Below are 26,837 nucleotides of genomic sequence, written 5' to 3' on the forward strand. Positions count from 1 at the left end.
GCCGGACCGGCCTCGCGGGCCCGTCCGCCGTAGACTGGAGATCTCCTGCGATCGAAGGAGATGGAAGCATGAAGGCTGTCCGATTCGATCAGTACGGTGAACCCGCGAAGGTCATCACGGTGGACGAGGTGCCTCTCCCGGAACCGGGGGAGGGAGAAGCCAGGGTGCGTATTACCGCGACCCCGGTCAATCCGTCCGATCTGCTGTATGTGCGGGGATATTACGGCGGTCTCGAAGCGCATTTCCCGGCGCCGATCGGATTCGAGGGCGTGGGTACGGTGGATGCCCTCGGGCCGGGCGTGAAAGACATTTCCGTCGGCCGGCGTGTGTCCGTTCTCAACAGCAAGGGCGGCAACTGGGCCGAATACACGGTGGTACCGGCCCGCGATCTCATTCCGGTGCCGGATGACATTCCCGATGAGCAAGCGGCCTCCTTCTTCATCAACCCGGCCTCCGCCATCGTCATGGTCCGCCGGGTCCTGGCCGTCCCCCGGGGCGAATGGCTGCTCCAGTCGGCGGCCGGCTCCGAAATCGGACGCATGATCATCCGCCTGGCCAAGCACGACGGGATCCGGACGCTCAATGTCGTCCGCCGCCGCGAGCCGGTCCCCGAGCTGAAACGCCTCGGCGCCGACGCCGTCATCGTCTCCACCGACGGTCCGATCGACGAACAGGTCCGCGACATCGTGGGCCCGGAAGGCGTCAAGTACGCCATCGACCCGGTGGTCGGGGAAACCGGCACCCAGATGTTCAAAGCCCTTCACGAAGAGGGCAGATTGCTGGTCTACGGCTCCCTCACCGGCGAACCGATCCGTATCGGCGAGGACCCGCGCTACATTCTCGCGGGCCGCCGGAGTCTCGAAGTCTTCTGGCTGGGCTACTGGCTCACCACACTGGACGACACAGCGCGTCGGCAGCTCGCCGACGGCATTGTGGCGCTCATGCGCGAGGGAATCGTGGAAACTTCGCCAGGCTCCGCGTTCTCCCTGGACGAAGTCGCCGAGGCGGTGGCGGAGGCGGAGACAATAGGCAGAAAGGGAAAGGTACTCCTGGTTCCCGGAAACCAATGAAACACGTGAAACACGGCCACTGATTACCCGTGGCCGCGCGGTCGCGCCGGCCCCGGACGAGCCCGGCCGGGGCCGGCGCATAGGGTGGGGGGGATGCAGGAGCGGTACCGGGTCGTGGCGCGGGCGGGTGGGCATGAGGTCGAGATCAATCGGTCGCGGTTCCTCTGCGCCCTGGCGCCCGTCGCGAGCGAGCAGGAGGCACAGGACTTTGTCGCCCGTGTCCGCAAGGAGCATCCGACGGCCACCCACAACTGCTTCGCGTATGTGATCGGCGCCGACGCCTCCGTACAGAAGGCGAGCGACGACGGAGAGCCCGGCGGCACCGCCGGAGCGCCGATGCTCCAGATGCTGATGCGGCGCGAGGTGCGCTACACGGCCGCGGTCGTCACCCGGTACTACGGCGGGGTCAAGCTCGGCGCGGGCGGGCTCATCAGGGCGTACGGCGGAGTGGTCGGCGAAACCCTGGACCTCGTGGGGACATTGACCAGGCAGCGCTTCCGGCTGGCCACCGTCACCGTCGACCACCAGCGCGCGGGCCGGCTGGAGAACGATCTGCGCGCGACCGGGCGTACCGTGCGCGAGGTGCGGTACGGAGAAGCCGTCACCATCGAGGTCGGCCTGCCGGACGCGGACCTGCCGGCCTTCCGCGCCTGGCTCGCGGACACCACGGCCGGTGCGGCTGTACTGGAACTGGGCGGCGAGGCCTTCATTTGAGGATTCTGCACACCTCCGACTGGCACCTCGGACGGTCGTTCCACCGCGTCGGACTGCTCGACGCCCAGGCCGTCTTCCTGGACCACCTCGTGGCGACCGTCCGCGACCGCGAGATCGACGCCGTCCTGGTCGCGGGCGACATCTACGACCGGGCCGTACCGCCCCTCGCGGCCGTCGAACTCTTCGACCGCGCGCTGCACCGGCTCGCTGACGCCGGCGTACCGACCGTCATGATCTCCGGCAACCACGACTCCGCCCGCAGACTCGGCGTGGGCGCCGGGCTGATCGAGCGCGCCGGTATCCATCTGCGTACCGACCCGGCCGGCTGCGCCACCCCGGTGCTGCTCTCCGACGCCCATGGCGAAGTGGCCCTCTACGGACTGCCGTACCTCGAACCGGCCCTGGTACGCGACGAGTTCGGCACGGAGAAGGCCGGCCACGAAGCGGTCCTCGGCGCTGCCATGCGGCGCGTACGGGCCGACCTCGCCGGACGCGCCCCCGGCACCCGCTCCGTCGTCCTCGCGCACGCCTTCGTCGTGGGCGGCGAACCCAGCGAGAGCGAACGGGACATCACCGTCGGCGGAGTCGCCGCCGTGCCCGCCGGGATCTTCGAAGGCGTCGACTATGTCGCCCTCGGCCATCTCCACGGCTGCCAGACCCTCAACGAGCGTGTACGGTACGCGGGTTCGCCGCTCGCCTACTCCTTCTCGGAGACCAGCCACCGCAAGAGCATGTGGCTGGTGGAGCTGGGACCGGCAGGCGAGATCGAGGCGGAGCGCGTCGACTGCCCGGTGCCCCGCGCGCTGGCCCGGATCCGTGGCCCCCTCGCCACCCTGCTCGCCGATCCCGCGCTCGCCCGCCACGAGGACTCCTGGATCGAGGCGACCCTCACCGATCCGGTGCGCCCCGCCGAACCCATGGCCCGGCTCAGCGCACGCTTCCCGCACACCCTCAGCCTGGTCTTCGCCCCCGAGCGCGGGGACGACGACCCCCACGCCTCGTACGCCCAGCGCCTCGCGGGCCGTACCGACCAGCAGATCGCGGAGGACTTCGTGGCCCATGTACGGGGCGGACCGGGACCCGACGAGCGGGAACGCACGGTGCTGCGCGACGCCTTCGACGAGGTACGGGCCGACGCCGCCGTGCGCGAGGTGGGCCGGTGAGGCTGCACCGGCTGACGATCACTGCCTTCGGCCCCTTCGCCACCACCCAGACCGTCGACTTCGACGCGCTCTCCGCCGCCGGGCTGTTCCTGCTGCACGGTCCGACCGGTGCCGGCAAGACCTCCGTACTCGACGCGGTGTGCTACGCGCTGTACGGAACCGTGCCCGGCGCCCGCCAGAGCCCCGGGGCCCCGCTGCGCAGCGACCACGCGCCGAGCGGGACACCCACCGAGGTCGAACTCGAACTGACCGTGGGCGGACGGCGGTTGGAGATCACCCGGCGGCCCGCCCAGCAGCGCCCCAAGAAACGCGCCAAGGGCTTCACCACCGAGAAGGCGCAGAGCTGGCTCCGCGAGTACGACACCGGGCGCGGTGCCTGGCGGGCGCTCAGCCGCTCGCACCAGGAGACGGGCGAGGAGATCGGCCGGCTGCTCGGTATGAGCCGGGACCAGTTCTGCCAGGTGGTGCTACTGCCGCAGGGCGACTTCGCGCGCTTTCTGCGCGCCGACGCCGAGGCGCGCGGCAAGCTCCTCGGCACACTCTTCGACACCCGCCGGTTCGCCGCGGTCGAGGAACGGCTCGCCGAGCTGCGCCGCGCCGCCGAACACCGGGTACGCGAGGGCGACGAGCGGCTGCTCGGTATCGCCCAGCGGATCTCCCAGGCGGCGGACGGCAGTTCGGCCGCGCTGCCCGAGCGGCGGCCGGGCGACGCGGGACTTGCCGAGGCCGTACTGGAATGGGCGGCGCTCGCCCGTACGACCGCCCAGGAGCGGGCGGACATCGCCGAGTCGGCGCTCACGGCGGCCGAGGACCGGCGGTCCACCGCCCGGCGCGCACTGGACGAGGCGCGCGAACTCGCCCGGTTGCAACGGCGGTTCGCCGAGGCCCGGCTCCGCGCCGAGGCACTCGAAGTACGCCGCCCCGAGCGCGACCGCGCCCAGGGCTTCATCGAGCGCGCCCACAAGGCGGAACTCGTCGCCCCGGCGCTCGCCCTGCGCGACGAGGCCGAGCAGGCGCACCGGACGGCCTCCGACGCGTACGACAGCGCAAGCGCGCTCCTGCCCGCGCATCTCGCCGGGGCGGGCGCGGAGCAACTCGCCTCGCTCGAAAGGACCGTACGGCAGGAACTCGGCGCCCTCGACGCGGCCAGGCGTGCCGAACAGCGCGCCGCGGAGATCACCGGCGAGCGTGCCGCACTGGACCGGCAGGCGCGTGCCGACGAGGAGTTCCTCCAGGAGGCGGCCGGCTGGCTGGCGGGCTGGGAGTCCGAACGCCGGGCGCTCCGGGACCGTATCGAAGCCGCTCAGGAGGCGGCCACCCGTGCCGAACAGCTCGCGGGGCAACTCGAACCCGCCAGGCTCCGCCTTGAAGCGGCCCGGCGGCGCGACACACTGGAGGCGGCGGCCGACGAGGCCGAACGGGGGCTGAGCCGGGCCAGGGAGCAGGCCAACACCGCCCATGAGACCTGGCTCGATCTGCGCGAGCGGCGGCTGCGGGGCATGGCGGCCGAACTGTCGGCCCGGCTCGTCGACGGCGAACCGTGCGCGGTCTGCGGCTCCGCCGTACATCCGGAGCCCGCCCGCGCCACCGTAGGGCAGCCCGAACCGGCTGTCGAGGAAGCGGCGCTGACGGAGTATCAGCGCGCCGCACAGGTCCGCGACAAGATCGAGCGCGAACAGGCCGCGCTCGCGGAGCGGCACACGGCGGCCCGCGAGGCGGCCGGTGGCGCGAGCGTCGGCGAACTTCTCCTGTTCACCGAGAAGTTGGAACGTGAACACACCGAGGTGCACCGGCTCGCCGCCGGTACGCACGCCGCCCGCGAGGCCCTGGGCCATGCCGAGCGCGAGCACGACGAGCGGCTCACGGCACAGCGGGAGGCCGAACGCCGCGTCGCCGCCCGCACCTCACGGCGCGAAGCCCTAGACCGTGAACTGGCCTCGCTGCAAACCGAATTGGACCGCGCCCGGGGCGACGCCGGCACCGTCGCCGACCGGGTGGCCCAGCTTGAGGACCGGGCCCGGTGGCTCGCCGGAGCCGCCGAGGCCGCCCGCGAGGCCGACACCGCGGCGGTCCGGCTCAAGGAGGCCGACGGCGGACTCGCCAACGCCGCGTTCCGGGCCGGTTTCGACACCCCGCAGGCCGCGGCGGCCGCCCTGCTCTCCGACCCGGACTGGCGCCGACTCCAGCGGGTACTGGACGAGTTCGGAGCCGAGGCCGCCGCGATCGAGGCGGTGCTCAACGAACCCGGGATCCGGGACGCCGGCGGTCGGCCGCCCGCCGGGACCGCCGCGACCGAGGCCGCGCACGAGGCCGCCGAACAGGCCTTCCAGGACGCCTCGGCCGCCGCCGTCACCGCCCGGGACCGCCGCGCCGAACTCGTCAGGCTCTCCCGCCACGCGGAGGCGGAGGTCCGGGGACTCGGCCCGGTCCGCGAGGAGTACGACCGGGTGGCACGCCTCGCCGGACTCACCGCGGGCACCTCCGCCGACAACACCCGCAAGATGCGCCTGGAGTCGTACGTCCTGGCGGCCAGGCTGGAACAGGTCGCGGCCGCCGCCAGCGCCCGGCTCCAGCGCATGTCGTCCGGCCGCTACGCCCTCGTCCACTCCGACGCCAGAACGGGCGGGCAGCGCCGCTCGGGCCTGGGGCTCCAGGTCATCGACGCCTGGACGGGCAGCGCGCGCGACACCGCCACGCTCTCCGGCGGCGAGACCTTCTTCGCGTCCCTCGCCCTCGCGCTCGGCCTCGCGGACGTGGTCACCGACGAGGCGGGCGGCGTACGGCTGGACACCCTCTTCATCGACGAAGGCTTCGGCAGCCTGGACGACCAGACGCTGGACGAGGTCCTCGACGTCCTGGACGGCCTGCGGGAACGCGACCGCAGCGTCGGCATCGTCAGCCATGTCGCCGATTTGCGCCGCCGTATCCCGGCCCAGTTGGAGATCGTCAAGGAGCGGCACGGGTCGGCGGTGCGCCATCGGGTGTAGGGGCGGGGGCGAGCGCCGGTGGCAGGTGGTCCCGGTGTGGTCCGGGGCGGTCCCGTGTGGGACAACGGCCGCGGAATCCGTGTGACATCCGCTGCGGTACCGGCCACCATGGGCGCCCATGCCCGCACTTGAACCCCCCACTCCCTCGGCCCTCCGCCGTGATCCGCTGCCCCTGCGCGGCCGGACCGCCCTGGTCACCGGTGCCAGCCGCCGTGGCGGTATCGGCTGCGCCGTCGCGCGGCGGCTGGCCGCGTACGGCGCGAGCGTCTATCTCCACCACCATGTGCCGCACGACGCCGGGCAGCCCTGGGGCGCCGACCCCGGAGGCCCGGAAGCGGTCGCCGCCGTTGTCCGCGAGGCGCGGGCCGATCCGGCGGCGCTGGTGGCGCACGGACCCGGTGATCTGTCCCGTACCGACGCGCCCGCCGCGCTGATCGGCACCGCCGCCGAGTCCCTCGGCGGGCGGCTCGACATCCTTGTCGCGAACCATGCCCTGAGCGGTTCCGACGGCACCCTCGACACCATCGACGCGGCGATGCTGGACGCGCACTGGGCGACCGACACCCGGTCGGTGGTCCTGCTCGTCCAGGCGTACGCGCGGCTGCGCGCGAAGCTGCCCGCCCGTACACCCGGCGGCAGGGTCGTCATGATGACCTCGGGTCAGGACCTCGGAGGCGGTATGCCGGAGGAGATCGCGTACGGTCTGGCCAAGGGAGCCCTTGCCTCGGCGACCCGCTCGCTCGCCACCGCGCTCGCGGACCGCGCGGTGACGGTCAACACCGTCAACCCCGGTCCCGTCGACACCGATTATCTGACGGGGCCGGCGTACGAAGCGGTCGCCGCCCGATTCCCGGCCGGCCGCTGGGGCATGCCCGACGACCCGGCCCGGCTGATCGCCTGGCTCACGACCGACGAGGCCGAGTGGATCACCGGCCAGGTCATCGACTCGGAGGGCGGCTTCCCCCGCTGAGACGGACGGGCGTGGTCATGTCTCAGGCGCTTCGCGAGGCGGCGCGCTGGATGGAGAGGCCGTCGGGCCCGGTCCGGTCGACCGGGCCCGGCCGGCACCGTCGCGGCGCGCGCCGTACCGTACTCCTGCCCCCGGTCAGAGCTTGGACAGCTCGTCCACCAGGTCGTCCAGACCGAGCGAGCCCTGGGACAGCGCCGCCATGTGCCAGGCCTTCGCGTCGAACGAGTCGCCGTGCGCCTTGCGGGCGTTGTCCCGGCCGAGCAGCCAGGCCCGCTCTCCCAGCTTGTAGCCGATCGCCTGGCCCGGCATCGACAGATAGCGGGTCAGCTCGCTCTCCACGAATTCCGCGGGACGGCCGCTGTGGTTGCCGAAGAACTCCTGCGCCAGCTCCGGGGTCCAGCGCTCACCCGGGTGGAACGGGGAGTCCGCGGGGATCTCCAGCTCCAGATGCATCCCGATGTCCACGATCACCCGGCAGGCACGCATCATCTGGGCGTCCAGATAGCCGATCCTGCGCTCCGCGTCCGGCAGGAAGCCCAGCTCGTCCATGAGCCGTTCCGCGTACAGCGCCCAGCCCTCCGCGTTGGCGCTGACCATGCCGACGGTCGCCTGGTAGCGGGAGAGCCGGTCGGCGACCAGCGTCCACTGGGCGAGCTGGAGATGGTGGCCGGGCACACCCTCGTGGTACCAGGTCGACACCAGGTCGTAGACCGGGAAGCGGGTCGCGCCCATGGTGGGCAGCCAGGTGCGGCCGGGGCGCGAGAAGTCCTCGGACGGACTGCTGTAGTACGGGGCGGCCGGTCCGCCGGGCGGGGCGATCCGGGACTCCACCTTCCGTACCTGCTCGGCCAGTTCGAAGTGCGTGCCGTCCAGCGCCTCGATCGCCTCGTCCATCAGGTTCTGGAGCCAGTCCCTGACCTCGTCGACCCCGTCGATGTGCGCGCCGTGCTCCTCCAGATGGGCGAGCGCCTCCCAGGGGCCCGCGCCGGGCAGGATCTTCCCCGCCTCGGACTTCATCTCGGCCAGCAGCCGGTGGTACTCGGACCAGCCGTACGCGTACGCCTCGTCCAGATCGAGGTCCGTGCCGTTGAAATAGCGCGCCCAGCGCGCGTAGCGCTCCCGGCCCACGGTGTCGGGCGCGTCCTCGACGGCGGACGCGTACACGTCGCGCATCCAGTCGCGCAGCTCGGTGACGGCGGCGGTCGCCTGCCGCGCGGCGCCGTCCAGTTCGGTACGGAGCGCGCCGGGGCCCGCCGCGGCGAACTCCTCGAACCAGCCGCGGTCCTCGCCCGCCCACTCCGTGAGCTGGCCGATGAAGGTCGCGGTGGGGCGCGGCCCGGCGTACAGCTTGCGTTCCAGGCCCAGGGCCAGCGAGGCACGGAATCCTTCGAGCGCGGCGGGGACCGCGCGCAGCCGCTCGGCGATCGCCGCCCAGTCCTCGTCCGTCTCGGCCGGGGTCACGGTGAACACGTCGCGGATGTGATGTGCCGGCGAGTGGATGTTGCTGACCTTGCGCAGCCCCTCATCGTTGTCGTGCACGGCGAGTTCCGCCGTGAGCCGCTCCCGCAGCAGCCGGCCGCAGCGCCGCTCGGCATCGGTGTCCGCGCCCGGCAGCGTCTCGGCCTTGTCGAGCCGGCTGAGGGTCTCCCGGGCGAGATCGGCGAGCGCCTGCTGGCCGGCCGGGGAGAAGTCGGGAAGGCGGCGGGAACTCTCCGCGACACCCAGGAAGGTGCCGGTGATGGGGTCGAGTTCGATGAGTGCGTCGACGTAGGCGTCGGCGACCTGGCGGGGCAGCGCGCTGCCGGCTGTGTCTGACATGCGGGCCATCTTCTCCAAGAGAGAGTCCGCCGTCACATCATGGATTCCGCTCCGGGGGCGGTTTGGCCGACGAGGATGCGGCGGGCGGGCCGCGATCCACTGCCCGTGCGGCCAACCGGGCGCCGAAGCGGGCGACTTCGGGCCATCAGCCGGATTCGTTCCGGTTGGTGGGACGTCAGGTCTGGACCGGAAGCGGGCGCGCGGAGCCCGCGCGACCGCATCAGAGTTTGGCCGGAATCAGTCGCCCGGCAGCCGGACCGGATGCCCGTACGGACGCTTTCGCGGGACCGCTGCACAGGCCGGCCGCGCGGGCGGGCCGGCCGCGCGGGCGCGGCGGCCGGCTGCACGGGCCGGGGCGGTGCGGGTCAGCGGTCGGCCTGCTCCTGGTCATGGCCGAACAGCCCGGCGGCCGGGTCCCCGTGGTCCCCGTGGTCGCCGTACGACGGGAGCACCGGCACGGCCGCCGCCTCCAACCGGGCCGTGATCACCAGCGTGTCCTCGTCGATCTGGTAGTCGAGGGGCAGTCCGAGCTCCCGCATGGTCGCGACCATGCCGGTGTTGGACGCCTGGGTGACCGCGTACACACTCGTGCAGCGCGCCTCGACCGCGAGCGCGACCAGCCTGCCGAGCAGCTCGGAGCCGATTCCGCGGCGCTGCCAGGCGTCCTCGACGATCAGGGCGACCTCGGTCTCGTCGCCGTCCCAGAGGAGATGCCCCAGGGCGACCAGCTTGCCGGAGGCCGACTCGACCGCGAGGGTACGGCCGAACCGCGGGCTGAGGAGATGCCTCAGATAGCGGTCCGCGTCGCCCACCGGGCCGTGGTAGCGCAGCCCGAGCGTACGGTCCGAGCAGCGGCCGTGCATGGCGAGGGCCGCGTCGAGGTCCTGGTGGTCGGCCCGCCGTACGGTGATCTCCTGGCCCTCGGGCAGGGTGAGGACCGCCTCGCCGCGCGGGATGCGGGGGCCGAGGCGGGCGTCCAGCTCCACCAGCGCGCGGGCCCGCGCGAACTCGGTCGGGGTGAACGGCAGATACGGACGCTCCACGGAGATGCTCCCGCCGTGCGGGTCGCGCAGCCGCATCTCCGTCCCGTCCAGCACGCCTTCGACCGGGGCGTCCTCATCGGCGGGCCGTCCGGTGACCGAGAGGGCCGGCCGCGAGTGGATGGTGCAGCGGCCGAGCAACTGGCGCAGCGCCAGCGGCAGTTCGGCGCCGTCCAGCGCGGTGCGGGTGGCCAGGCCGAGCACCCGGGTCGGGGTGTCCACCAGATCGTGCGCGTCGGCGCGCTCGATCCACGTACCGCTGCCGCCCGCTTCCGAGACCTCGCGGGTGAGGTCCTTGGCCTGGAGCGCGGCCGGGGCACGGAGCAGGAACTCGTCCACCGTGCCCTCGGTCAGCGGGTGCGTCTGGAGGGTGAGGATGTCCACCCGGAGCGCGGCGAACGCCGTGCACAGCGCGGCCAGGCTCCCCGGCTCGTCGCGCACGGTGGTGCGCATCCGCCAGAGCGTCGTCTCGCCCTCTCCGGCGGCGCCGGCCTCGTCCAGGGGGCCGGCTCCGGCGAGGGCCTCGGCGGTCGCGTTGCCGGTCGCTGCGTTGCCGGTCGCTGTGTCGCCGGTGGCGGATGCCGGTGGGGCATGACCGTGTTTCCGTGCCCACCATGTGTGGAAGGCCGCCGTGGCGATGAGCGCGATGGCAGACGCGAACAGCAGGAACATACCGTCGGGCCCATGAGCGATCATGTTCGCCACGGAGTCGGCGACTGCCACGGCGGTGAACAGGGCGGCCAGCTCGACCATGTCCCGGCGCCAGTGGTGGGCGCGCCGGACACTCTTCGCAGACGTCACATTGGTCATGACCTCACTTTGACGGAACGGTGTTGCGTGATCACGAACGGTTTGTGACTGATGGGTTAAGGATGGATCTGTTCCCTTTTGGGTGATCCTTGGCCTAATGTGCCATGGTTTGATCGCCCCCTTGGCGCAATGCGGCCAGCAGTCGGGCCGCCTGGGCGGCGAGGCGTGAGGTGCTTCCCCGGCCGGCCCACTCGGCGAGCCCCGGTATCCCGCCCCGGGCCCCGGAGCGCTCCACGCACTCCGCGGCCACGGACAGCACCTCCCCGAGCCCGGGCCGCGCCGGACCGGTCTCCGCCAGCAGCGCCGGCAGTGCCGGGGCCAGTACGGACCAGACCGTGGCACAGGCACCGGTGGCCGCTGCCGTACGGGCGGCGTCGGCCAGCCGCTTGGGCTTGACCGCTCCGGACGCCACCAGCCCGGCCAGCTCCCGGCCCAGCAGCGGCGCGTCCAGGTCACCACGGGCGGCCAGCACCAGCAGCGCGTCCACCGCCGACAGCCGGTCGTCCGGATGCCGGGCGCCGAGTCCGTACGCCACGCCCCGGTGCAGTCCGGCACCGGCGGGACCACCGCTCTCGGCGAGGGCCGGCAGCCACCATGAGCCGCCCCGCTGGTCCTCCTCCGCGCAGGCCGCCACCTTGGGCAGCAGCCACCCGGCGAGCGTTTCCCGGTCCTCCGGCAGCACGGCCGGCCAGTGGACGCTCTCGCTCCCGGTCCAGTGGTGGCACCCCGATCCGACGGGCCGCACCGGGCTGCCCAGCCAGCGGAACGCCGGCGGGAACTCCCGGTGGATCGCCAGCCGCTCCCTGACCGCGCCCACCCGGCCCGTCACCGACTCCAGCCAGTGGCGCCCCTCCCCGGCGGGCGCGTCCGCGTCCGGCCGCCGGTGCTCCGGGCCGGAGTCGAGCGCGGGCAGCGCCGTACCGTCCCCGCTGAGCCAGGCGGCCAGCCGCCCGGCCTCGGAGGTGCCGAGGGCCGCCGCCGCGCGCACCGCCTCCGGGTGGGCGTCGCGCCGTACCCGCAGCAGCGCCTGGGCGAAGTCCACCGGAGCCGGGGCGGCACAGAGCCGCTCGTACTCACTGAGCCGCTCGACCAGGACATCGGCATCCAGCGCACCCGTCTCCCAGGTCGGGGTGGCCAGCAGGAAGGGCAGCGGCCTGGTGCGCAGCAGATAGGCGGCCTCCCACAGCCGCGCCTCGGTCACTCCGTTCAGCACGGTATGCGCACAGGACTGCCGTACCGCCGCCCGTGCCCTGGTGTTCCACAGCGCCGTGACGGAGACCCGCTCGCATATGGAGGCGGCCACCACCTCCAGTCCATGGGGGAGCCTGGAGAACCGCCGGTCGCGTCCCTTCTCCGATTCGCCGTCGAGCCACCAGCGGTCGGCCAGCGCGTCCTTGAGCGCGTCGGCGAGTGCGGCCCGGTCCCGGTAGGCATGACGCACCAGCCCGTCCAGCGCCCGTTCGAACGAGGTCACCTCCTCGCGTGAGACGACCAGCGCCACCACCTCCTCGACCAGCTCGGCGATGCCCGCGGGGGCAGGCGCGAGATGCGCCGGGACCGGCACGGGCGGCAGGATCTCCTCGTACGGAACAGGCTCGGGCTCCGCGGGCAGCTCACCGAACACCTCGGCGGCCCGTGCCCGGTGGACCGGGCTCAACGCGCCCGCCGCCAGGGTCAGTTCGGCCCGCACCTCGGCACCGACGGCGGACAGCCGGCTCCCCACCAGCTTCAGCGCCCGCTCCTGGACGGCCGTGTCCTCGTGCCCGAACGCCTCGGCGACGACGGGCAGCAGCTCACCGGCCGAGCCGCTGTCCGCGCGCAGGACCTTGCCCAGCAGCACCAGTTGCGCCCTGACGAGCTTCTTCTCGGGCCGGAACAGCACCGACCGCGACATGTCCGCGAGACTCCGCACCGGCAGACCGCCCGCGAGCGCCAGCCCGCCGAGCACGCCCTGCGCGTGACCCGCCACCGTCGAGGACCCGTCCGCCGCCATTCCGATCCAGTCGGCCAGATGCTCCCGCTCCTCGTCCGCGGTCAGCCCGAGCCGGCGCAGCAGATTCAGAAAGAAGGCCGCTTCCCCCGGTCTGCCGCCGCGCAGCAGCCGGGCGATGGTGCACTTCACCAACAGACTCCGCTCCACCACCCCCTCCTCGGCGAGGACGGTGAGCGCCGTCGGCCAGTGATGCGGCTCCTCGGCATCGCCGTACCAGCCGACGGGAGCGGGGAGTTCGGCCGTCTCGAACAGCCGCGGCACCATGGTCCGCACCAGAGGGTCCGCCCGGAGCGCGGGCAGCAGCCTGCCGTGCGACGGCATGGCCTCCGCCCAGCCGTGCACAAACGCGTCAGTGGCCGGGATCTCGCACCCCGAGAGCCGTACCAGGCCCTCTATCAGTGGATAGTCCATCTGCGCGGTCGACGCCCGGCCCGCGAGCCGGTGCGCCACATTCCCGAGCCAGTCGGGATCCCGCTCCGCCAGCAGATCGAGCAGCTCGGCGTGCGGCAGCCGGAACCCCTCACGCATCTCACGGGCACCGATCCAGGACGCCGTCGCCGCTGCCCCCGTGTGGCACCCGGCGCCCGCGACGATCAGGGCCAGTCCGGCCCTTCTGCGCTCGCGCCAGCGGTCCCAGGACCATCTGCCCAGCTCCTTGCGCAGTTCCTTGAGCGCGGCCAGCTCCGTCTTCCTGTCCGCCGCCCCGAGCGGCTTGACCAGCCCGGGAATGTCCTGGACGCGGCCCTCCCGTACGGCATCGGTCAGCTCGCTCATCGGGCGCCCCCGCTCACCACGACGGCCTCGCGCCGCGCCATCCGGACGGCCAGCGCGTGTTTGCACGGGCCGCGCTTCCCCCGGTAGTCCGCCCACCACCGGCAGGTGCAGCTCAGCACACCGGCCGCCTCCCGCACCTGGTAGCGGCGCTCGCCCGAGGCGACGGAGGCCAGCTCGCCGTCCAGCGCCACCGCTCCCGAGGAGAGCAGGGCCCGGGCCGCGACCAGCCGGGGATTGTGCCGCTCCGCGCGGTCCGCGTCGTACGGCAGCTCACGGTGGAAGTACGCCGCGTCCGCGATGTCATAGCCGACCCGGCCCGCCGTACCCAGCCGCACGAGGGCCGCCCGTACCCGCTCCGCCGGCAGCCCCGCACGCTCGGCCAGCTCCGCCGGGTCGATCCGCGGCTCCCACGCCAGCAGCACCGAGATCAACTCGGCGTCCTCCGCGGCCTCCTCGGTGGCCAGCGCCTCCAGCACCCCGCCCTCGCCCGAGAATCCGCGCGCGGCGTCCGGGGACAGCGTGAGGGTGAGCCGCATCCCCGGCAGCACCGCCTCCCAGGCGCTCGCCGTCGCCGCGCCGTCCGTGACCGGGCCGTACACCCGCAGCGCCGTCGCGTCCCGAAGCACCCGCTGGAGGGCGGCGAGCCGCTCGGGACCCGGCAGACAGACGGCCCCCGGCACGGGCCGGGTGGTCGGCCGCAGGGTCCCTCCGGCCGGTACGACCCACCGCGCCCCGCGCGAAGCCGTCCCGCGCGGCAGCGAGCGCAGGAACCTGACGGCCTCCGGGGCGGACAGTTCGGCCCGGAGATCGAAGCCGGCCGAGATGACCTGCGCCTCGGCGAAGCCCCTCAGCCACCGGTCCGGCAACGGCACCTTCTTCTCCACGACCGGACCGTCCACGGTGGTGACCGTCAACTCGTCGGGGCCCACCCGCAGATGGAGCGGATCGTCACCGGTCATCCGTGAGAGTGCCTCACGCAACGGATTGTTGACGTCGACATTGGTCGTGCCGTGCCCGGTCTCCGCGCCGTCGAGCCCCTCGCGCCCCACATCGAGCCGCGCGTACACCCCGCAGCACCCGGAGAACGACTCGAAGCGCAGCCGGTCGCCGTTCCCCGTCACCACCGGATCGAGTGAACTGCCCGCTATCCGCTGGTAGTAGCGGGCCCCCGCCACATCCGCGACCGCGAGCAGCCCCGGGCGGCGGCGCGCGGCGAGGAGAGGAAGCCGGAGAAGAAGCGCGGGTGCGCCTCGGCGCCGGCCGGGGTGAGCCCGCCCGATGTCTCCAGGCCGAGCAGCCGCCCGCCCGGGGCGCTCTCCAGGGCGGACGGACGGGAATAGGCGAGTGCCTGTACGGATCGCGTCATGGAAGTGACGTTAGGACCCGGCACTGACAATCGGCCTCGGCCGAGGAGCGGGGCCCGCTGACAGCGCCCGCTCCTCGGCCCCCGTCGACTGCGCGGGGCTCCGGCCGTCCGCCGGCCCCGTCCCCGCCCCCGTCGACCGCTTCCGACTACGACTGATTACTTCTGACTGCTACTGACCGACCCGGCCCGGCTGGAGCACCTTCGTGAACAGCACCGTGCCGCCCTCCGCCCGCAGCCGCACCGTCAGTTCCCCGCTGCCGCCGTCGATGTCCACCTCGCCGAAGAGCTGCGGTGCCTCCATCGGCGACACATTCGCCCGGTCCGGAGCCTTCACGTACACCCGGTCGGGACCGAAGGTGCCGTCCAGCGCGCTGGCCTGGAACTGTCCCGCCGCGAGCGGCCCCGACACGAACTCCCAGAACGGCGCGAAGTCCTTGAACGCCGCGCGCTCCGGCTCGTAGTGCTGCGCCGAGGTGTGGTGGACGTCTGCCGTCAGCCACAGCGTGCCGGTGATGCGCTGGTGCTTGATGTACCGCAGCAGCTCCGCGATCTGCAGTTCCCGGCCCAGCGGGACACCGGGGTCGCCCTGCGCGATCGCCTCGATGTTCGCCGTACCGTCCGGAACGACCAGACCGATCGGCATGTCGGCGGCGATCACCTTCCACACCGCCCGCGAGCGCGACAGCTCACGCTTGAGCCACTGGAGCTGCTCCGCACCCAGGATGCCGGTCGTGTCGTCGGCCTGCCGGCCGGGCGAGTTGGCGTTGCGGTACGTCCGCATGTCGAGAACGAACACATCCAGCAGCGGACCGTGGCTGATCACCCGGTGAACGCGCCGGTCCGTGCCGCGCGCGCCCCCGCCGGAGATGGGGAAGTACTCGTGGAACGCCTGCGTGGAGCGTGCGGCGAGCACATCCACGTTCTTCTCGGTGTAGCGGACGTCGTCGAGGATCTGGCCCGGGTACCAGTTGTTGCGCACCTCGTGGTCGTCCCACTGCACGATGGCCGGCACCTGCGCGTTGAACCGGCGGACGTTCTCGTCGAGCAGGTTGTAGCGGAAGTTGCCCCGGTACTCGTCGAGCGTCTCGGCGACCTTCGACTTCTCCTCGGTGGTGATATTGCGGTAGACACGCCCGTCGGGCAGCGTCACGCTCGGCTCGATCACGCCGTCCGCGTAGATCGTGTCCCCGCTGCACAGGAAGAAGTCCGGGTTGAGCCGGCGCATCTCCTCGTACACCCGGAAACCGCCGATGTCCGGGTTGATGCCCCAGCCCTGGCCCGCGATGTCGCCGGACCAGACGAACCGTACGTCCTGCCGGCGCCTGGCGGGCGCGGTGCGGAAGGTGCCGTACACCGGCTCGCCGGTACGGCGGGGGTCGTGCGGGTCGGCGAGCGTCACCCGGTAGTGCACCTGCTCACCGTCGGGCAGCCCGTGCAGCGGGACCGTACCGGTGAAGTCGCTGCTCGGGCCGAGCAGCGGTCCGTGCCAGGTGCGGGCGCGGCGGAACGATTCGGTCGCCGAGGTCTCGACGATCATCCGGGCCGGCCGGTCGGACCGTACCCACACCAGCCCGGTGGAGGCCGTGATGTCGCCGGCCTGCACGCCCCAGGCGGCCTGCGGCCGTCCCGATCTGGCCTGCGCCGGGGCGGCGTTCACAAGCGCGGCGCCGGGCAGGGCCAGCGCGGCCGAAGCGGCCAGTGAACCGCGCAGCACACTGCGGCGCGCGGGGGAAGCGGTGGTGGAAGGGGCTGAATCGCCCGCATCGGGGGAGGAGTCGGAGGAGGTGGCGGCGAAGTCCGAGGGCTTGGAGGTGTTCGACATCGATGGGTCTCCTGGGCAGGTGGATGCCGGTGCGTCGTGCCATGCCTAGTCCTCGGTGGCGGCCATCGCGCGAACCCCGTGTGAACAACCGGCCGTTGCCCCGCGCGCGTCACCTGGACAGCCGTTCGGCCGTGGGCTGGGATGGAGCGGTGACGGCGGACCTGGCGAGCGGCGATGAATTCGAGGCGCACCGGAGCGTCCTGACGGGCGTGGCCTACCGGATGCTGGGCCGGATCTCCGACGCCGAGGACGTGGTGCAGGAGGCCTGGCTGCGCTGGAGCGCCGACGCGCGCACGGACGTCCGCGAGCCGCGCGCCTACCTCGTACGCGTGACGACCCGCCTCGCCATTGACCGGCTGCGCCAGCTCAAGGCGCGGCGCGAGGCATACGTGGGGCCCTGGCTGCCGGAGCCGGTCGTCACCGACTACGGGCCCGCGGCACCCGACACCGCGGAGCGCGCGCTGCTCGCCGAGTCCGTGTCCCTCGCCGTGCTGGTCGTCCTCGAATCCCTCTCGCCGCTGGAGCGTGCGGTGTTCGTCCTGCACGAGGCGTTCGGATTTCCGTACGCGGAGATCGCGACCGTACTGGACCGGAGCGAGGCGGCCGTCCGCCAGCTCGCGGGGCGGGCCCGCCGCCATGTCGACGAGCGCAGGCCCCGGTACGACGTCGACCCGGTCGAACGCCGCGATCTCACCGAGCGGTTCCTCGCGGCGGCCGGCGGCGGCGATCTGGAGGCGCTGATCGCGCTGCTCGCGCCGGACGTGCGGCTCGTCGCCGACAGCGGCGGCAGGGCCAAGGCGCCCCTGCGGGTCATGGAGGGAGCCGACAAGGTGGCCCGCTTCTTCGCCGGGGTCTCGGGCGACGCGGCCGCGTACGAATTCCGGATCACGGAGGTCAACGGCGCGGCGGGGGTACTCGTCCTCAGCGGTGGAAAGCCGGATCTCGTCCTTCAACTGGAGGTCGGGGACGGTGCGGTGGAGCGTGTCCACATCATGCGGAATCCGGACAAGCTCGTGGGCGTGGGTTCCGGGCGCCCGCCGTTGTAAGCCCTGCTCCACGCGCTCCTCTCACTCCGGAGCCCCGTGTCCGATCCGGACGCGGGGCTCTGTGCCGCCTGCCTTTCACGGGTGTACGAACGTACTGTGAACACCCTGAGTCGGAGAGTGACTTCTCTCGGTGACCGGCGCAGGATTGGTCTTGACCAACTGGATGGGCGGTCCTATCGTCGCTAGTTAGTGCAGGAACCTTTAATAAACAAGGGCATGGAAACCTGCTGGGACACGGCGATTGCGGAGGATCAGGGTGGGGACCACGCAGCTTGAAACAGTGCCGGAGCCTAAGTACTGGCACCTCAAGACCGTGCTCGGCGAGGCGCTCGACTCGGACTTCGCGGTGGGCGAGATCCTGCCCAACGAGCGTGAACTGGCCGCTCGTTTCGGGGTCGCGCGCGCCACGCTCCGGCAGGCGCTCGAACAGCTTGAGCTGGAGGGCCGCCTCCAGCGCCGCCGCGGTGTCGGTACGACCGTCGCACCGCCCCGGGTGGGTGTGGACGTCTCCACCGCCCAGCACGAATGGCCCGGCGCCGCGCAGGACGCCTGGCAGCCCGTCGACTGCGGTCTGGCGCCCGTCCCCTCCGCGGTGGCCCGGCTGCTGGAGATCGGCCCCGGCGAAGAGGCCCACACGGTCCGCAGGATCCGGGTCACGCACGGCCAGTCGGTGGCCACCGAGCTGCTGTACGTACCGTCCTCGTCCGTGCCCGAGCTGTCGGCGATCGACGTGCCGTCCGGACCTGCCCGCGCCCGGCGTGTCCTGCGCGAGCTCCAGCGGCTCGGCCTGGACGGACAGGACCGCGCGGTGGAGCTGGGCTCGGCGCGCGCGGACGACGCGAAGGCGCTGGACCGGCTGCCGGGGGCGCCCGTCCTCGTGGTCACGACGCGCTATGTGGTGGGGGGCCGTACGGCGGCCGTCTCGGTGGCCACCTACCGCGCCGACACCTGCCGGCTGACCTTCGGCGCCTCCGGTGACCTGGAGATCAGCGACCATCCGCAGGAGCGCAAGGCGTCCTGAGGCGCGGCCCGTGCGGGCCCCGGCGCGTCCCCGGGGCCGCCCCTTGCCCGCCGGACCCGGTCACCGGTCCCGGCGGGACGTCACCGTGCCCTCCACCGCGAAGAGCTGCTCCTCGACCTGGTCCAGGGCCAGCCGCAGCGCGCCGGTCGCCACCGCCGCCTCGCCGAGCAGCGAGAGCGTCACCCGCGGCGGGCGCAGACAGTAGCGGGACAGCTCGCCGCGCAGCGGATCGAGTACGCCGTCGAGCCCCGCCGCCCAGCCGCCGATCACGACCACCTCCGGGTCCAGCGCCAGCACCAGCGCCGCCACATCGTGCACCAGCCGCTGGATGAACCGCTCGACGGCCGCCTGAGCCCGTGCGTCGCCCTTCTTGGCGTCGGCGAAGACCTTGGCCACCGCTGCCTCGTCGAGCGGATGGAGCGGCTCGTCGGTCGTCGACAGCAGCTTCTCCGGAGTCACCCCGCGGCCCAGCAGATGCAGCGCGCCGATCTCGCCGGCCGCCCCGCCGAATCCTCGGTGCAGCCGCCCGCCGATCAGCGCGCCCGCCCCCGGGCTCAGCCCGGCCAGTACGAAGACGATGTCGTCGGAGTCGGTGGCGGCGCCCTTCCACTGCTCGGCCACCGCCGCGGCGTTGGCGTCGTTCTCCACGAGAACCGGACATCGGAACGAGCGGCGGAGCCGCTCACCGAGCGGGAGACCGGTCCACTGGGGGAGCGCCGTGCCCAGCCGTACGGTCCCGTCGGCCTCCACGATGCCGGGGCTGCCCACCCCCACCGCGCGCAGGGAGCTGCGTGCCACGCCGGTGCGCCGGAGGACATCGGCGACGACGAGCCGTACCCGCTCCAGCCGTTCGTCCGCGTCCGCCTTCTCGGAGACCTCGCGCGAGCCTGCGCCGATGATCCTGCCGTCCAGCCCGGAGAGCAGCGCGGCGATGCGGTGCGGGCCGATCTCGATCCCCAGCAGATGGCCGGCCTCGGCCCGGAACCGGAACCGCCGCGCGGGACGGCCCTGTCTGCGGGTCTCGCCCTCCTCCGGCGCGGACTCGCACACGAGGCCCGCGTCGATCAGCCCTTCCACCACACCCTCGACGGTCGGCCGGGAGAGATCCGTGATCCGGGTGAGATCCGTGAGGGTGAGAGTGCCGGCGCCGCGCAGGGCGTGCAGCACGACCGCCGAGTTGATCCGCCGCAGGAGAGAAGGGTCTCCGCCGGTCAGCCGCCCCACGGTATGTCCTCCCAGCTCGTGCGTGTCTGGCGGATGCTACTCGGTGGTCGACGGTGCGGCGAGTCGCCTGCGTTGCGGGCTGATTAGGGTGGGACACGTCGGCGAACGCATGGACCGAGGAGCCGGAAATGGCGCAGGACGAAGACGTGGTGATAAGCCCCACGGGCTGGGTGGCCGAGCAGGCGAGGACGTACGAGGAGTCCGACGGAGCGCGCGGCACCGTGATCCAGGGAGCGCCGTGTCTGCTGCTCGACTACCGGGGCCGGCGGACCGGCCAGTGGCGGCGGACCGTACTGATCTACGGGTCCGACGGCGACGACTATCTGCTCGTGGCGTCCAAGGGCGGTGCCGACGAGCATCCCCTCTGGTATCTGAACCTGGTGGCGGAGCCCGATGTACGGGTCCGGGTCGGCGCCGAGCGCTTCGCCGCGCGGGCGGAGACCCTGTCGCCGGAGGAGAAGGCCCGGGTGTGGCCGGGGCTGGTGGAGCTGTTTCCTCCGTATGAGGGATACCAGAAGAAGACGAACCGGGATATCCCGGTCATCAGGCTGCGTCGGGTGGCGGACTGAGCGCGCGCCGAAGCCGTGGGAGAGGGTCCGGGACAAGCTGACGGGCAGCCAAGAGTCAGTGGGCGGGGGTTTACTGGGGGCATGACCACCGCACAGCGTCTCGCCGTCATCGAGCTGCTGCGTGCCCGTGAATTCCCGGCGGCGCGCGGCCGGTCCGAGGTGGGCACGAGCGGGCCGGGATATCACCTCGCGGAACTGGCCCACGGCGACGGATTTCTGGGGGACGACGACGGCGCGCGCCGGATCGAGGAAGCCGAGCAGTTGGGTGCCGAGCACACCGCGCTGACGGAGATCCTCACCGCGCGGTACGGCGAACCGGATCACCTCAGCCTCTGGAGCCTTCGGATACGCGGCGGCGAGGGCGAGGAGATACCGGAGCCATGGCGGGAGTTGAGCGACGGCCCCCGGTTTCTGCATCTCTGGCGGATCGAGGGCCGCTGGCTGGCGGTGGGGCTGGCGGGGGAGGACGGGGAACAGCCGCTGCGGCTGATGGCAGCGGTCACGGAGACGGACCCGCCGTGACCTGACCTTGCCCCCGACCCGACTTGAGGTGACGGGCCGTCAAGGCAGGCCAGATCCGGCTCACCGAGTTGTGATCATCGCGTCCTGCTCACAGCACCGTGTCGGTCCCGCTCACAGCACCGTATCGGGGCCGCTCAGAGGATCGAGCCGGGGGTGTAGTCCGCCGCGGCCGGATGCTGCTTGACGATCGCCTCGATCCGGGAGACCACCGTCGCGATCTGGTCCTCGGCCGCGCCGGTGAAGGACAGCTTGTCCGCCATCAGCGCGTCCAGCTCGGCCCGGTCGAGCGGAATGCGCTCGTCCGCCGCGAGCCGGTCGAGCAGTTCATTGCGCTCCGCGCCCCGCTCGCGCATCGCCAGCGCCGATGCCACCGCGTGCTCCTTGATGACCTCGTGCGCGGCCTCGCGGCCCACCCCGGCCCGTACCGCGGCCATCAGGACCTTGGTCGTCGCCAGGAACGGCAGATAGCGGTCCAGTTCGCGCGCCACGACCGCCGGGAACGCGCCGAACTCGTCGAGGACCGTCAGGAAGGTCTCCAGCAGCCCGTCGAAGGCGAAGAACGCGTCGGGGAGGGCCACGCGGCGGACCACCGAGCAGGAGACATCGCCCTCGTTCCACTGGTCGCCCGCCAGCTCGCCGGTCATCGAGGCGTAGCCGCGCAGGATCACCATCAGACCGTTGACCCGCTCGCAGGACCGCGTGTTCATCTTGTGCGGCATCGCGGAGGAGCCGACCTGGCCGGGCTTGAAGCCCTCGGTGACCAGCTCGTGCCCGGCCATCAGCCGGATCGTCCTCGCCACCGAGGACGGCGCGGCGGCGAGCTGCACCAGCGCGGTCACCACCTCGTAGTCGAGCGACCGCGGATAGACCTGGCCGACGGAGGTGAACCCCTGGGCGAAGCCGAGATGTGCCGCGATCCGCTGCTCCAGCTCCGCCAGTTTCGCGGTGTCACCGCCCAGCAGGTCGAGCATGTCTTGTGCCGTGCCGACGGGGCCCTTGATCCCGCGCAGCGGATAGCGCGCGAGCAGCTCCTCCAACCGGCCGTACGCCACGAGCAGTTCGTCGGCGGCCGTCGCGAACCGCTTGCCGAGGGTGGTGGCCTGCGCGGCCACATTGTGCGAGCGGCCGGCCATGACCAGCTCGCCGTACTCGCCCGCGAGCTTCCCCAGCCTGGCCAGCACCGCGACCGTACGGTCCCGCGTCAGCTCCAGCGAGAGCCGGATCTGGAGCTGCTCGACATTCTCCGTCAGATCGCGCGAGGTCATGCCCTTGTGCACCTGCTCATGGCCGGCGAGGGCGTTGAACTCCTCAATGCGCGCCTTCACATCGTGCCGGGTGACCTTCTCGCGCTCGGCGATGGACGCCAGGTCGACCTGGTCGAGGACGCGCTCGTAGTCGGCGAGGGCCGCGTCGGGCACATCGATCCCGAGGTCCTTCTGCGCCCGCAGCACGGCCAGCCAGAGCCGGCGCTCCAGCCGCACCTTCTGCTCGGGGGACCACAGCACGGCCAGCTCCGCGGAGGCATAGCGGCCGGCAAGGACATTGGGGATGCGAGGCTTCGCGGTTACGGCGGTCACGTGAGCCGATTCTACTGGCGGTTTGCGCGGGTCGGCGCCGCGGCATGGTGCGACGGGTCGGGCCGGGGGCCGGTACGTCCTCGAACCGCCGGACGGGTTCAGGATCCGCGCTGTGATTCCGACGCGTCGTTTCCGCTACGTCGTTCCGTTCGAAAAGGCGCCCATGGGATTTCAGCGTTGAGCTGATATCCCACAGGCGCCCGGTCAATTGCCGCCGCCCGCGTCGGCGTCAGGCGGCGACTGAGCTGGCCCAGTCGTTATATGCGCCGAGATTCGAGCTGTAGGAGTTCGGGCCCAGCGAGATCTGACCGCCCCGGCCTCCCTCGTCGGCGGCCAGCCAGGCGTTCGAATTCGATTGCCTGTTCCGCCATGACGATGTCTGGTCGTTGAAGCCGTACTCGTTGAGGTTGTGCCACTGGTAGTCGTTGAAGATCAGCCGGCGTCCGCCGCCGTTCGTGTGCTCGTACAGACATGTCCAGCCGTCGGCGCAGGCCGGCAGCGCCTTGGCGCCGGCCGCCCGGCCGCGCAGCAGCGGATCGGTGGCGCGGGAGTAGCCCAGTGCCTTGTCCGCCTCCGTGTGCGCCTTGAAGCAGCGCACCTCGGTCAGGGAGTACACCACGCAACTGCGGGCGTCGCCCCAGCCGTCGTACTTGAGGTTGACCTTCTTCTGCCCGTACGCGGCGACGGCGCCGTCCACCGCCGAGGCGGCCTTCCCGCCACGGACCTGGACGTCCGCGGCCGATGCCGCCGGCACCGGACCGGCGAGCAGCGCGCCCACCCCTGCGAGTGCCGCGGCCACCAAGACGGAACTGTATTTCTTCACTGTTTCCCCCAGATCGGAAACTCAACGGACCAGTTGCCCCGTGGTCAGTCAGGGCATGGCATTCTTCTGGTCCCTCAATCCTGTCGACATGCCCCACTAAACGGTGCGGTGCAATGTCCGTCAATAGCCCGGCAAAATATTGGTCAGGAACAAGCCATTTCCGGATTCCCATTCGGGTCGGGGGCCGGGAATTCCAGTTCGCAATTCGCCTGTGAGTTCGTTCTCATTCACCGGACGGAGTGCATATCTGCGCCTCGTAAGGCAGCAGCTCCGGGCGTTTGGGGGATCTGCCGTCGCCGGAGGAGCGGCCGGTCACCCGGCGGGCGATCCACGGCCCCAGATGCTGCCGCGCGAACCGTATGTCGCTCGCCCGTCGCGCCGGCCACCCTACGGGCTCGGCCGGCGGCAGCTCCGCACGCCAGTCGTCCTCCACCGGCAGCCCCAGCCTCTGCCAGACCGCCTCGGCGACCCGCCGGTGGCCCTCCGCCGTCAGATGCAGCCGGTCGGTGTCCCACATCCGCTGATCGCCGAGCGCGGGCGCGCCGTACAGATCGACGACCAGGGCGCCGTGCCGTACGGCCAGTTCGTCCACACACGCGAACAGCTCCTCCATGCGCGGCCGGAAACGTTCCATCACCGGACCGTTGCGCCCCGGGCTGCGCATCAGGACGAGCCGGCCGCAGGACGGCGCCAGCTTCTCCACGGCTTCGGTGAGCAGCCCGCGCACCCGCCCCATGTCGCAGTTCGGCCGCAGCGTGTCATTGAGTCCGCCGACCAGCGTCACCACATCCGCGCCCATGGCCACCGCGGTGTCCACTTGTTCGTCGAGGATCTGGCCGATGAGCTTGCCGCGTACGGCGAGATTCGCGTACCGGAAGCCGGGGGAGCGGGCGGCGAGACGACCGGCGAGGACATCCGCCCAGCCGCGGTACGAGCCGTCGGGGAGGAGGTCGGACATGCCCTCGGTGAAGGAGTCACCGACCGCCACAAGGCTGGTGTAGTTGGCATTCATCTGCATGGCGGGCTGATCGTACCGCGCGGTACGTTCCCCCAATCGGCGGCCCCGGACCGGGCACCGGACCCCGCACCATGCCCCGCCCGCGCCTCCGCTCAGGCGTGCCTGCCGACCAGTTGGCGCAGGACGTCCTCCATGGTCACCAGGCCCGCCAGCCGGCCGTCGGCGTCCAGGACCGCCGCGAGATGCGTACGGCCGCGCCGCATCGCCGTCAGGACGTCGTCCATCGGGGTCGACGCCCGTACCCGCGCGATCGCGCGCATCGCGGAGACCGGGAACGGCTCGTCGCGCGGAGCCGCGTCCAGCGCGTCCTTCACATGGAGATAACCGAGGATCCGGCGGGTCGCGTCCACCACCGGGAAGCGCGAGAAACCGGACTCCGCCGCCAGCCGCTCCAACTCCTCGGCGGTGACCCCGAGCTGTACGGACACCACCTGCTCCAGCGGCGTCACCACATCGCTGACCGGCCGCCGCCCCAACTCCAGCGCGTCGTGCAGCCGCTCGGTGGCGCGGTCGTCGAGCACCCCGGCATGGCCCGCGTCCGTGACCAGCCGGGACAGCTCGTCGTCGGAGTACGTGGCCAGCACCTCGTCCCTGGTCTGCACCCGCAGCAGCTTCAGCAGACCGTTCGCGAAGGCGTTGACGGTGAAGATCACCGGGCGCAGCGCCCGTGCCAGCGCCACCAGCGGCGGACCGAGCAGCAGGGCGGCCCGTGCCGGTTCGGCCAGCGCGACATTCTTGGGCACCATCTCGCCCAGCAGCATGTGCAGATAGGTCGCCAGGACCAGCGCGATCACGAACGAGACCGGATGCACCAGGCCGTGCGGCATCCCGACGGCGTTGAAGAAGGGCTCCAGAAGATGCGCGATGGCGGGTTCGGCGACGATGCCCAGCACCAGGGTGCACAGGGTGATGCCGAGCTGCGCCGCCGCCAGCAGCGCCGACACGTGCTCCAGTCCCCAGACGACTCCGCGCGCCCGCCGGTTGCCCGCTTCGGCCGCGGGCTCGATCTGGCTGCGCCGTACGGAGATCAGGGCGAACTCGGACGCGACGAAGAAGGCGTTGACGACCAGCGTCAGCAGACCCACGAAGAGCTGGACGGCGATGATCATCCGGCCTTCCCCTCCTGACCTTCCCGGGTGTCCCCCTCCTCGCGTCGCTGTTCGTCCTCGGGCAGTCTGACCGGCGCGTGGAGCAGCAGCCGGGCCGCGCGGCGGCCGGTGGCGTCCACGACCTCCAGCAGCCAGCCGCCGAGGGCGAGCCGGTCGCCCACGATGGGGATACGGCCCAGCTCCGTGGCGACCAGCCCGGCGAGCGTCTCGTACGGCCCCTCGGGCATCCGCAGCCCGGCCGTCCGGAGCTGGTCGGCGCGCGCCGCGCCGTCCGCCGACCAGAGTGCCCTGCCCTCCGCGTCCTGGCCCACCGGCGCCAGATCGGCGGCCTCCTGCGGATCGTGCTCGTCGCGTACCTCGCCGACGATCTCCTCCACGATGTCCTCCAGTGTCACGACCCCCGCGGTTCCTCCGTACTCGTCGATGACGACGGCCATGGCGACGCCGCCCGAGAACCGGTCGAGCAGCCGGTCGACGGTCAGCGACTCCGGCACCAGCAGCGGTTCGCGTATCAGATCGGCGACCGGGAGGCGGTGGCGCTGTTCGGCGGGGACGGCCAGGACGTCCTTGATGTGCGCGATGCCGACGACCGTGTCCAGACCGTCCCGGTAGACGGGGAAGCGGGAGAGGCCGCTGGCGCGGGTGGCGTTGGCGATGTCCTCGGCGGTGGCCCGTACGTCGAGGGCCATCACCCGGACCCGGGGAGTCATCACGTTCTCCGCCGTGAGCGCGGCCAGGCTCAGGGTCTTCACGAACAGCTCGGCGGTGTCCTGTTCCAGCGCGCCCTCCCTCGCGGAGTGCCGCGCCAGCGCGACCAGTTCCTGCGGGCTGCGGGTGGAGGCCAGCTCCTCGGTGGGCTCCAGGCCGAGGCCGCGCACGATCCGGTTCGCGGTGTTGTTGAGATGGCGGATGAACGGGCTGAAGGCGGTGGAGAAGTACCGCTGCGCGGGGCCCACCGTTCTGGCGACGGCCAGCGGCGACGAGATCGCCCAGTTCTTCGGGACCAGCTCGCCGACGACCATCACGAAGGCCGTCGACAGGCCCGTACCGATGACCAGCGCCACCGAGGACGCGACCGACGGCGACAGGCCCACGGCCTCCGCGGGACCGCGGATCAGCTTCGCGATTGACGACTGGGCGAGCATGCCGATGACCAGATTGGTCACGGTGATGCCGAGCTGGGCGCCGGAGAGCTGGAAGGTCAGGGTCCGTACGGCCTTCAGCGCGCCCACCGCGCCGCGCTCGCCGCGCTCGGCGGCCCGTTCGAGATCGCCGCGCTCGACGGTGGTGAGCGAGAACTCCGCCGCGACAAAGGCGCCGCAGAGGAGCGACAGCAGGATCGCCACCAGGAGCAGCAGCACTTCGGTCATCGGTTCACCTCGGTCCCATGGTCGATCAGCG

The 26,837-nt window shown here is 72.1% G+C and carries 19 protein-coding genes and 1 pseudogene; 9 read left to right on the forward strand and 11 right to left on the reverse strand.

Features of this window, described 5'->3' with window-relative positions:
• Positions 1-68 precede the first annotated feature (68 nt).
• From KQY30_RS31030 to KQY30_RS31050, 5 genes are all read left to right on the forward strand, one after another.
• The gene (locus KQY30_RS31030) at positions 69-1,070 is read left to right on the forward strand and encodes a zinc-dependent alcohol dehydrogenase family protein (RefSeq protein WP_217309873.1); all 1,002 of its coding nucleotides are present in this window, start codon (positions 69-71) and stop codon (positions 1,068-1,070) included.
• A gap of 93 nt (positions 1,071-1,163) precedes the next feature.
• Positions 1,164-1,784, forward strand: a complete 621-nt coding sequence (locus tag KQY30_RS31035) for a YigZ family protein (RefSeq protein ID WP_217309874.1) — start codon at positions 1,164-1,166, stop codon at positions 1,782-1,784.
• A complete protein-coding gene (locus tag KQY30_RS31040; protein ID WP_217309875.1) occupies positions 1,781-2,947 on the forward strand; it encodes an exonuclease SbcCD subunit D in 1,167 nt (388 codons plus the stop codon). The genes KQY30_RS31035 and KQY30_RS31040 overlap by 4 nt, the downstream gene beginning before the upstream one ends.
• The gene (locus KQY30_RS31045; protein WP_217309876.1) at positions 2,944-5,934 is read left to right on the forward strand and encodes an AAA family ATPase; all 2,991 of its coding nucleotides are present in this window, start codon (positions 2,944-2,946) and stop codon (positions 5,932-5,934) included. Before KQY30_RS31040 ends, KQY30_RS31045 begins: the two co-directional genes overlap by 4 nt.
• 118 nt (positions 5,935-6,052) lie before the next feature.
• Entirely contained in the window at positions 6,053-6,904 is an 852-nt protein-coding gene (locus KQY30_RS31050) for an SDR family oxidoreductase (protein ID WP_217309877.1), read from the forward strand.
• A gap of 135 nt (positions 6,905-7,039) precedes the next feature.
• Here the strand turns inward: KQY30_RS31050 and KQY30_RS31055 are convergent, their stop codons facing one another.
• The 5 genes and pseudogenes from KQY30_RS31055 to KQY30_RS31075 all read right to left on the reverse strand — a co-directional run bounded on the left by KQY30_RS31055 (position 7,040) and on the right by KQY30_RS31075 (position 16,527).
• On the reverse strand, positions 7,040-8,722 hold the full coding sequence (locus tag KQY30_RS31055; protein WP_217309878.1) for a DUF885 domain-containing protein: 1,683 nt from the start codon (positions 8,720-8,722) through the stop codon (positions 7,040-7,042).
• Positions 8,723-9,087: 365 nt separating this feature from the next.
• On the reverse strand, positions 9,088-10,572 hold the full coding sequence (locus tag KQY30_RS31060; RefSeq protein ID WP_217309879.1) for a GNAT family N-acetyltransferase: 1,485 nt from the start codon (positions 10,570-10,572) through the stop codon (positions 9,088-9,090).
• A gap of 94 nt (positions 10,573-10,666) precedes the next feature.
• On the reverse strand, positions 10,667-13,339 hold the full coding sequence (locus KQY30_RS31065; RefSeq protein WP_217309880.1) for a DUF6493 family protein: 2,673 nt from the start codon (positions 13,337-13,339) through the stop codon (positions 10,667-10,669).
• Positions 13,336-14,705, reverse strand: a pseudogene (locus tag KQY30_RS31070) (SWIM zinc finger family protein). Before KQY30_RS31070 ends, KQY30_RS31065 begins: the two are co-directional and overlap by 4 nt.
• Positions 14,706-14,874: 169 nt before the next feature.
• The gene (locus KQY30_RS31075) at positions 14,875-16,527 is read right to left on the reverse strand and encodes an alkaline phosphatase (protein ID WP_217309881.1); all 1,653 of its coding nucleotides are present in this window, start codon (positions 16,525-16,527) and stop codon (positions 14,875-14,877) included.
• Between the two features lie 149 nt (positions 16,528-16,676).
• On the opposite strand from KQY30_RS31075, the gene sigJ reads away from it, so the two are divergent.
• Positions 16,677-17,573: an RNA polymerase sigma factor SigJ gene (gene sigJ, locus KQY30_RS31080; RefSeq protein WP_254407389.1), complete on the forward strand. Its 897-nt coding sequence runs from the start codon at positions 16,677-16,679 to the stop codon at positions 17,571-17,573.
• Between the two features lie 256 nt (positions 17,574-17,829).
• Positions 17,830-18,594, forward strand: a complete 765-nt coding sequence (locus KQY30_RS31085; protein WP_217309883.1) for a GntR family transcriptional regulator — start codon at positions 17,830-17,832, stop codon at positions 18,592-18,594.
• Positions 18,595-18,654: 60 nt separating this feature from the next.
• Here the strand turns inward: KQY30_RS31085 and KQY30_RS31090 are convergent, their stop codons facing one another.
• On the reverse strand, positions 18,655-19,818 hold the full coding sequence (locus tag KQY30_RS31090; protein WP_217309884.1) for an ROK family transcriptional regulator: 1,164 nt from the start codon (positions 19,816-19,818) through the stop codon (positions 18,655-18,657).
• A gap of 128 nt (positions 19,819-19,946) precedes the next feature.
• Between KQY30_RS31090 and KQY30_RS31095 the strand changes: the two genes are divergently transcribed.
• Both KQY30_RS31095 and KQY30_RS31100 read left to right on the forward strand, forming a co-directional pair.
• Positions 19,947-20,387 (forward strand): nitroreductase family deazaflavin-dependent oxidoreductase, encoded by a 441-nt coding sequence (locus KQY30_RS31095; protein WP_217309885.1) that lies wholly within the window; start codon positions 19,947-19,949, stop codon positions 20,385-20,387.
• Between the two features lie 81 nt (positions 20,388-20,468).
• Entirely contained in the window at positions 20,469-20,909 is a 441-nt protein-coding gene (locus KQY30_RS31100) for a hypothetical protein (protein WP_217309886.1), read from the forward strand.
• Positions 20,910-21,043: 134 nt separating this feature from the next.
• Here KQY30_RS31100 and purB read toward each other — a convergent pair whose 3' ends face one another.
• From purB to KQY30_RS31125, 5 genes are all read right to left on the reverse strand, one after another.
• Positions 21,044-22,486: an adenylosuccinate lyase gene (gene purB, locus KQY30_RS31105; protein ID WP_217309887.1), complete on the reverse strand. Its 1,443-nt coding sequence runs from the start codon at positions 22,484-22,486 to the stop codon at positions 21,044-21,046.
• A 229-nt stretch (positions 22,487-22,715) separates the two neighbouring features.
• Positions 22,716-23,285: a peptidase inhibitor family I36 protein gene (locus KQY30_RS31110; RefSeq protein ID WP_254407719.1), complete on the reverse strand. Its 570-nt coding sequence runs from the start codon at positions 23,283-23,285 to the stop codon at positions 22,716-22,718.
• Positions 23,286-23,532: 247 nt separating this feature from the next.
• Positions 23,533-24,327, reverse strand: coding sequence for an SGNH/GDSL hydrolase family protein (locus KQY30_RS31115; RefSeq protein ID WP_217309889.1), 795 nt, complete (start codon positions 24,325-24,327; stop codon positions 23,533-23,535).
• Between the two features lie 92 nt (positions 24,328-24,419).
• Complete coding sequence (locus KQY30_RS31120) at positions 24,420-25,433, reverse strand: hemolysin family protein (RefSeq protein ID WP_217311418.1); 1,014 nt, start codon at positions 25,431-25,433, stop codon at positions 24,420-24,422.
• Positions 25,433-26,806: a hemolysin family protein gene (locus KQY30_RS31125; RefSeq protein ID WP_217309890.1), complete on the reverse strand. Its 1,374-nt coding sequence runs from the start codon at positions 26,804-26,806 to the stop codon at positions 25,433-25,435. The genes KQY30_RS31120 and KQY30_RS31125 overlap by 1 nt, the downstream gene beginning before the upstream one ends.
• Positions 26,807-26,837: the final 31 nt, after the last annotated feature.

It is taken from the genome of Streptomyces sp. GMY02, from assembly GCF_019056675.1.
Taxonomy (GTDB): domain Bacteria; phylum Actinomycetota; class Actinomycetes; order Streptomycetales; family Streptomycetaceae; genus Streptomyces; species Streptomyces odonnellii.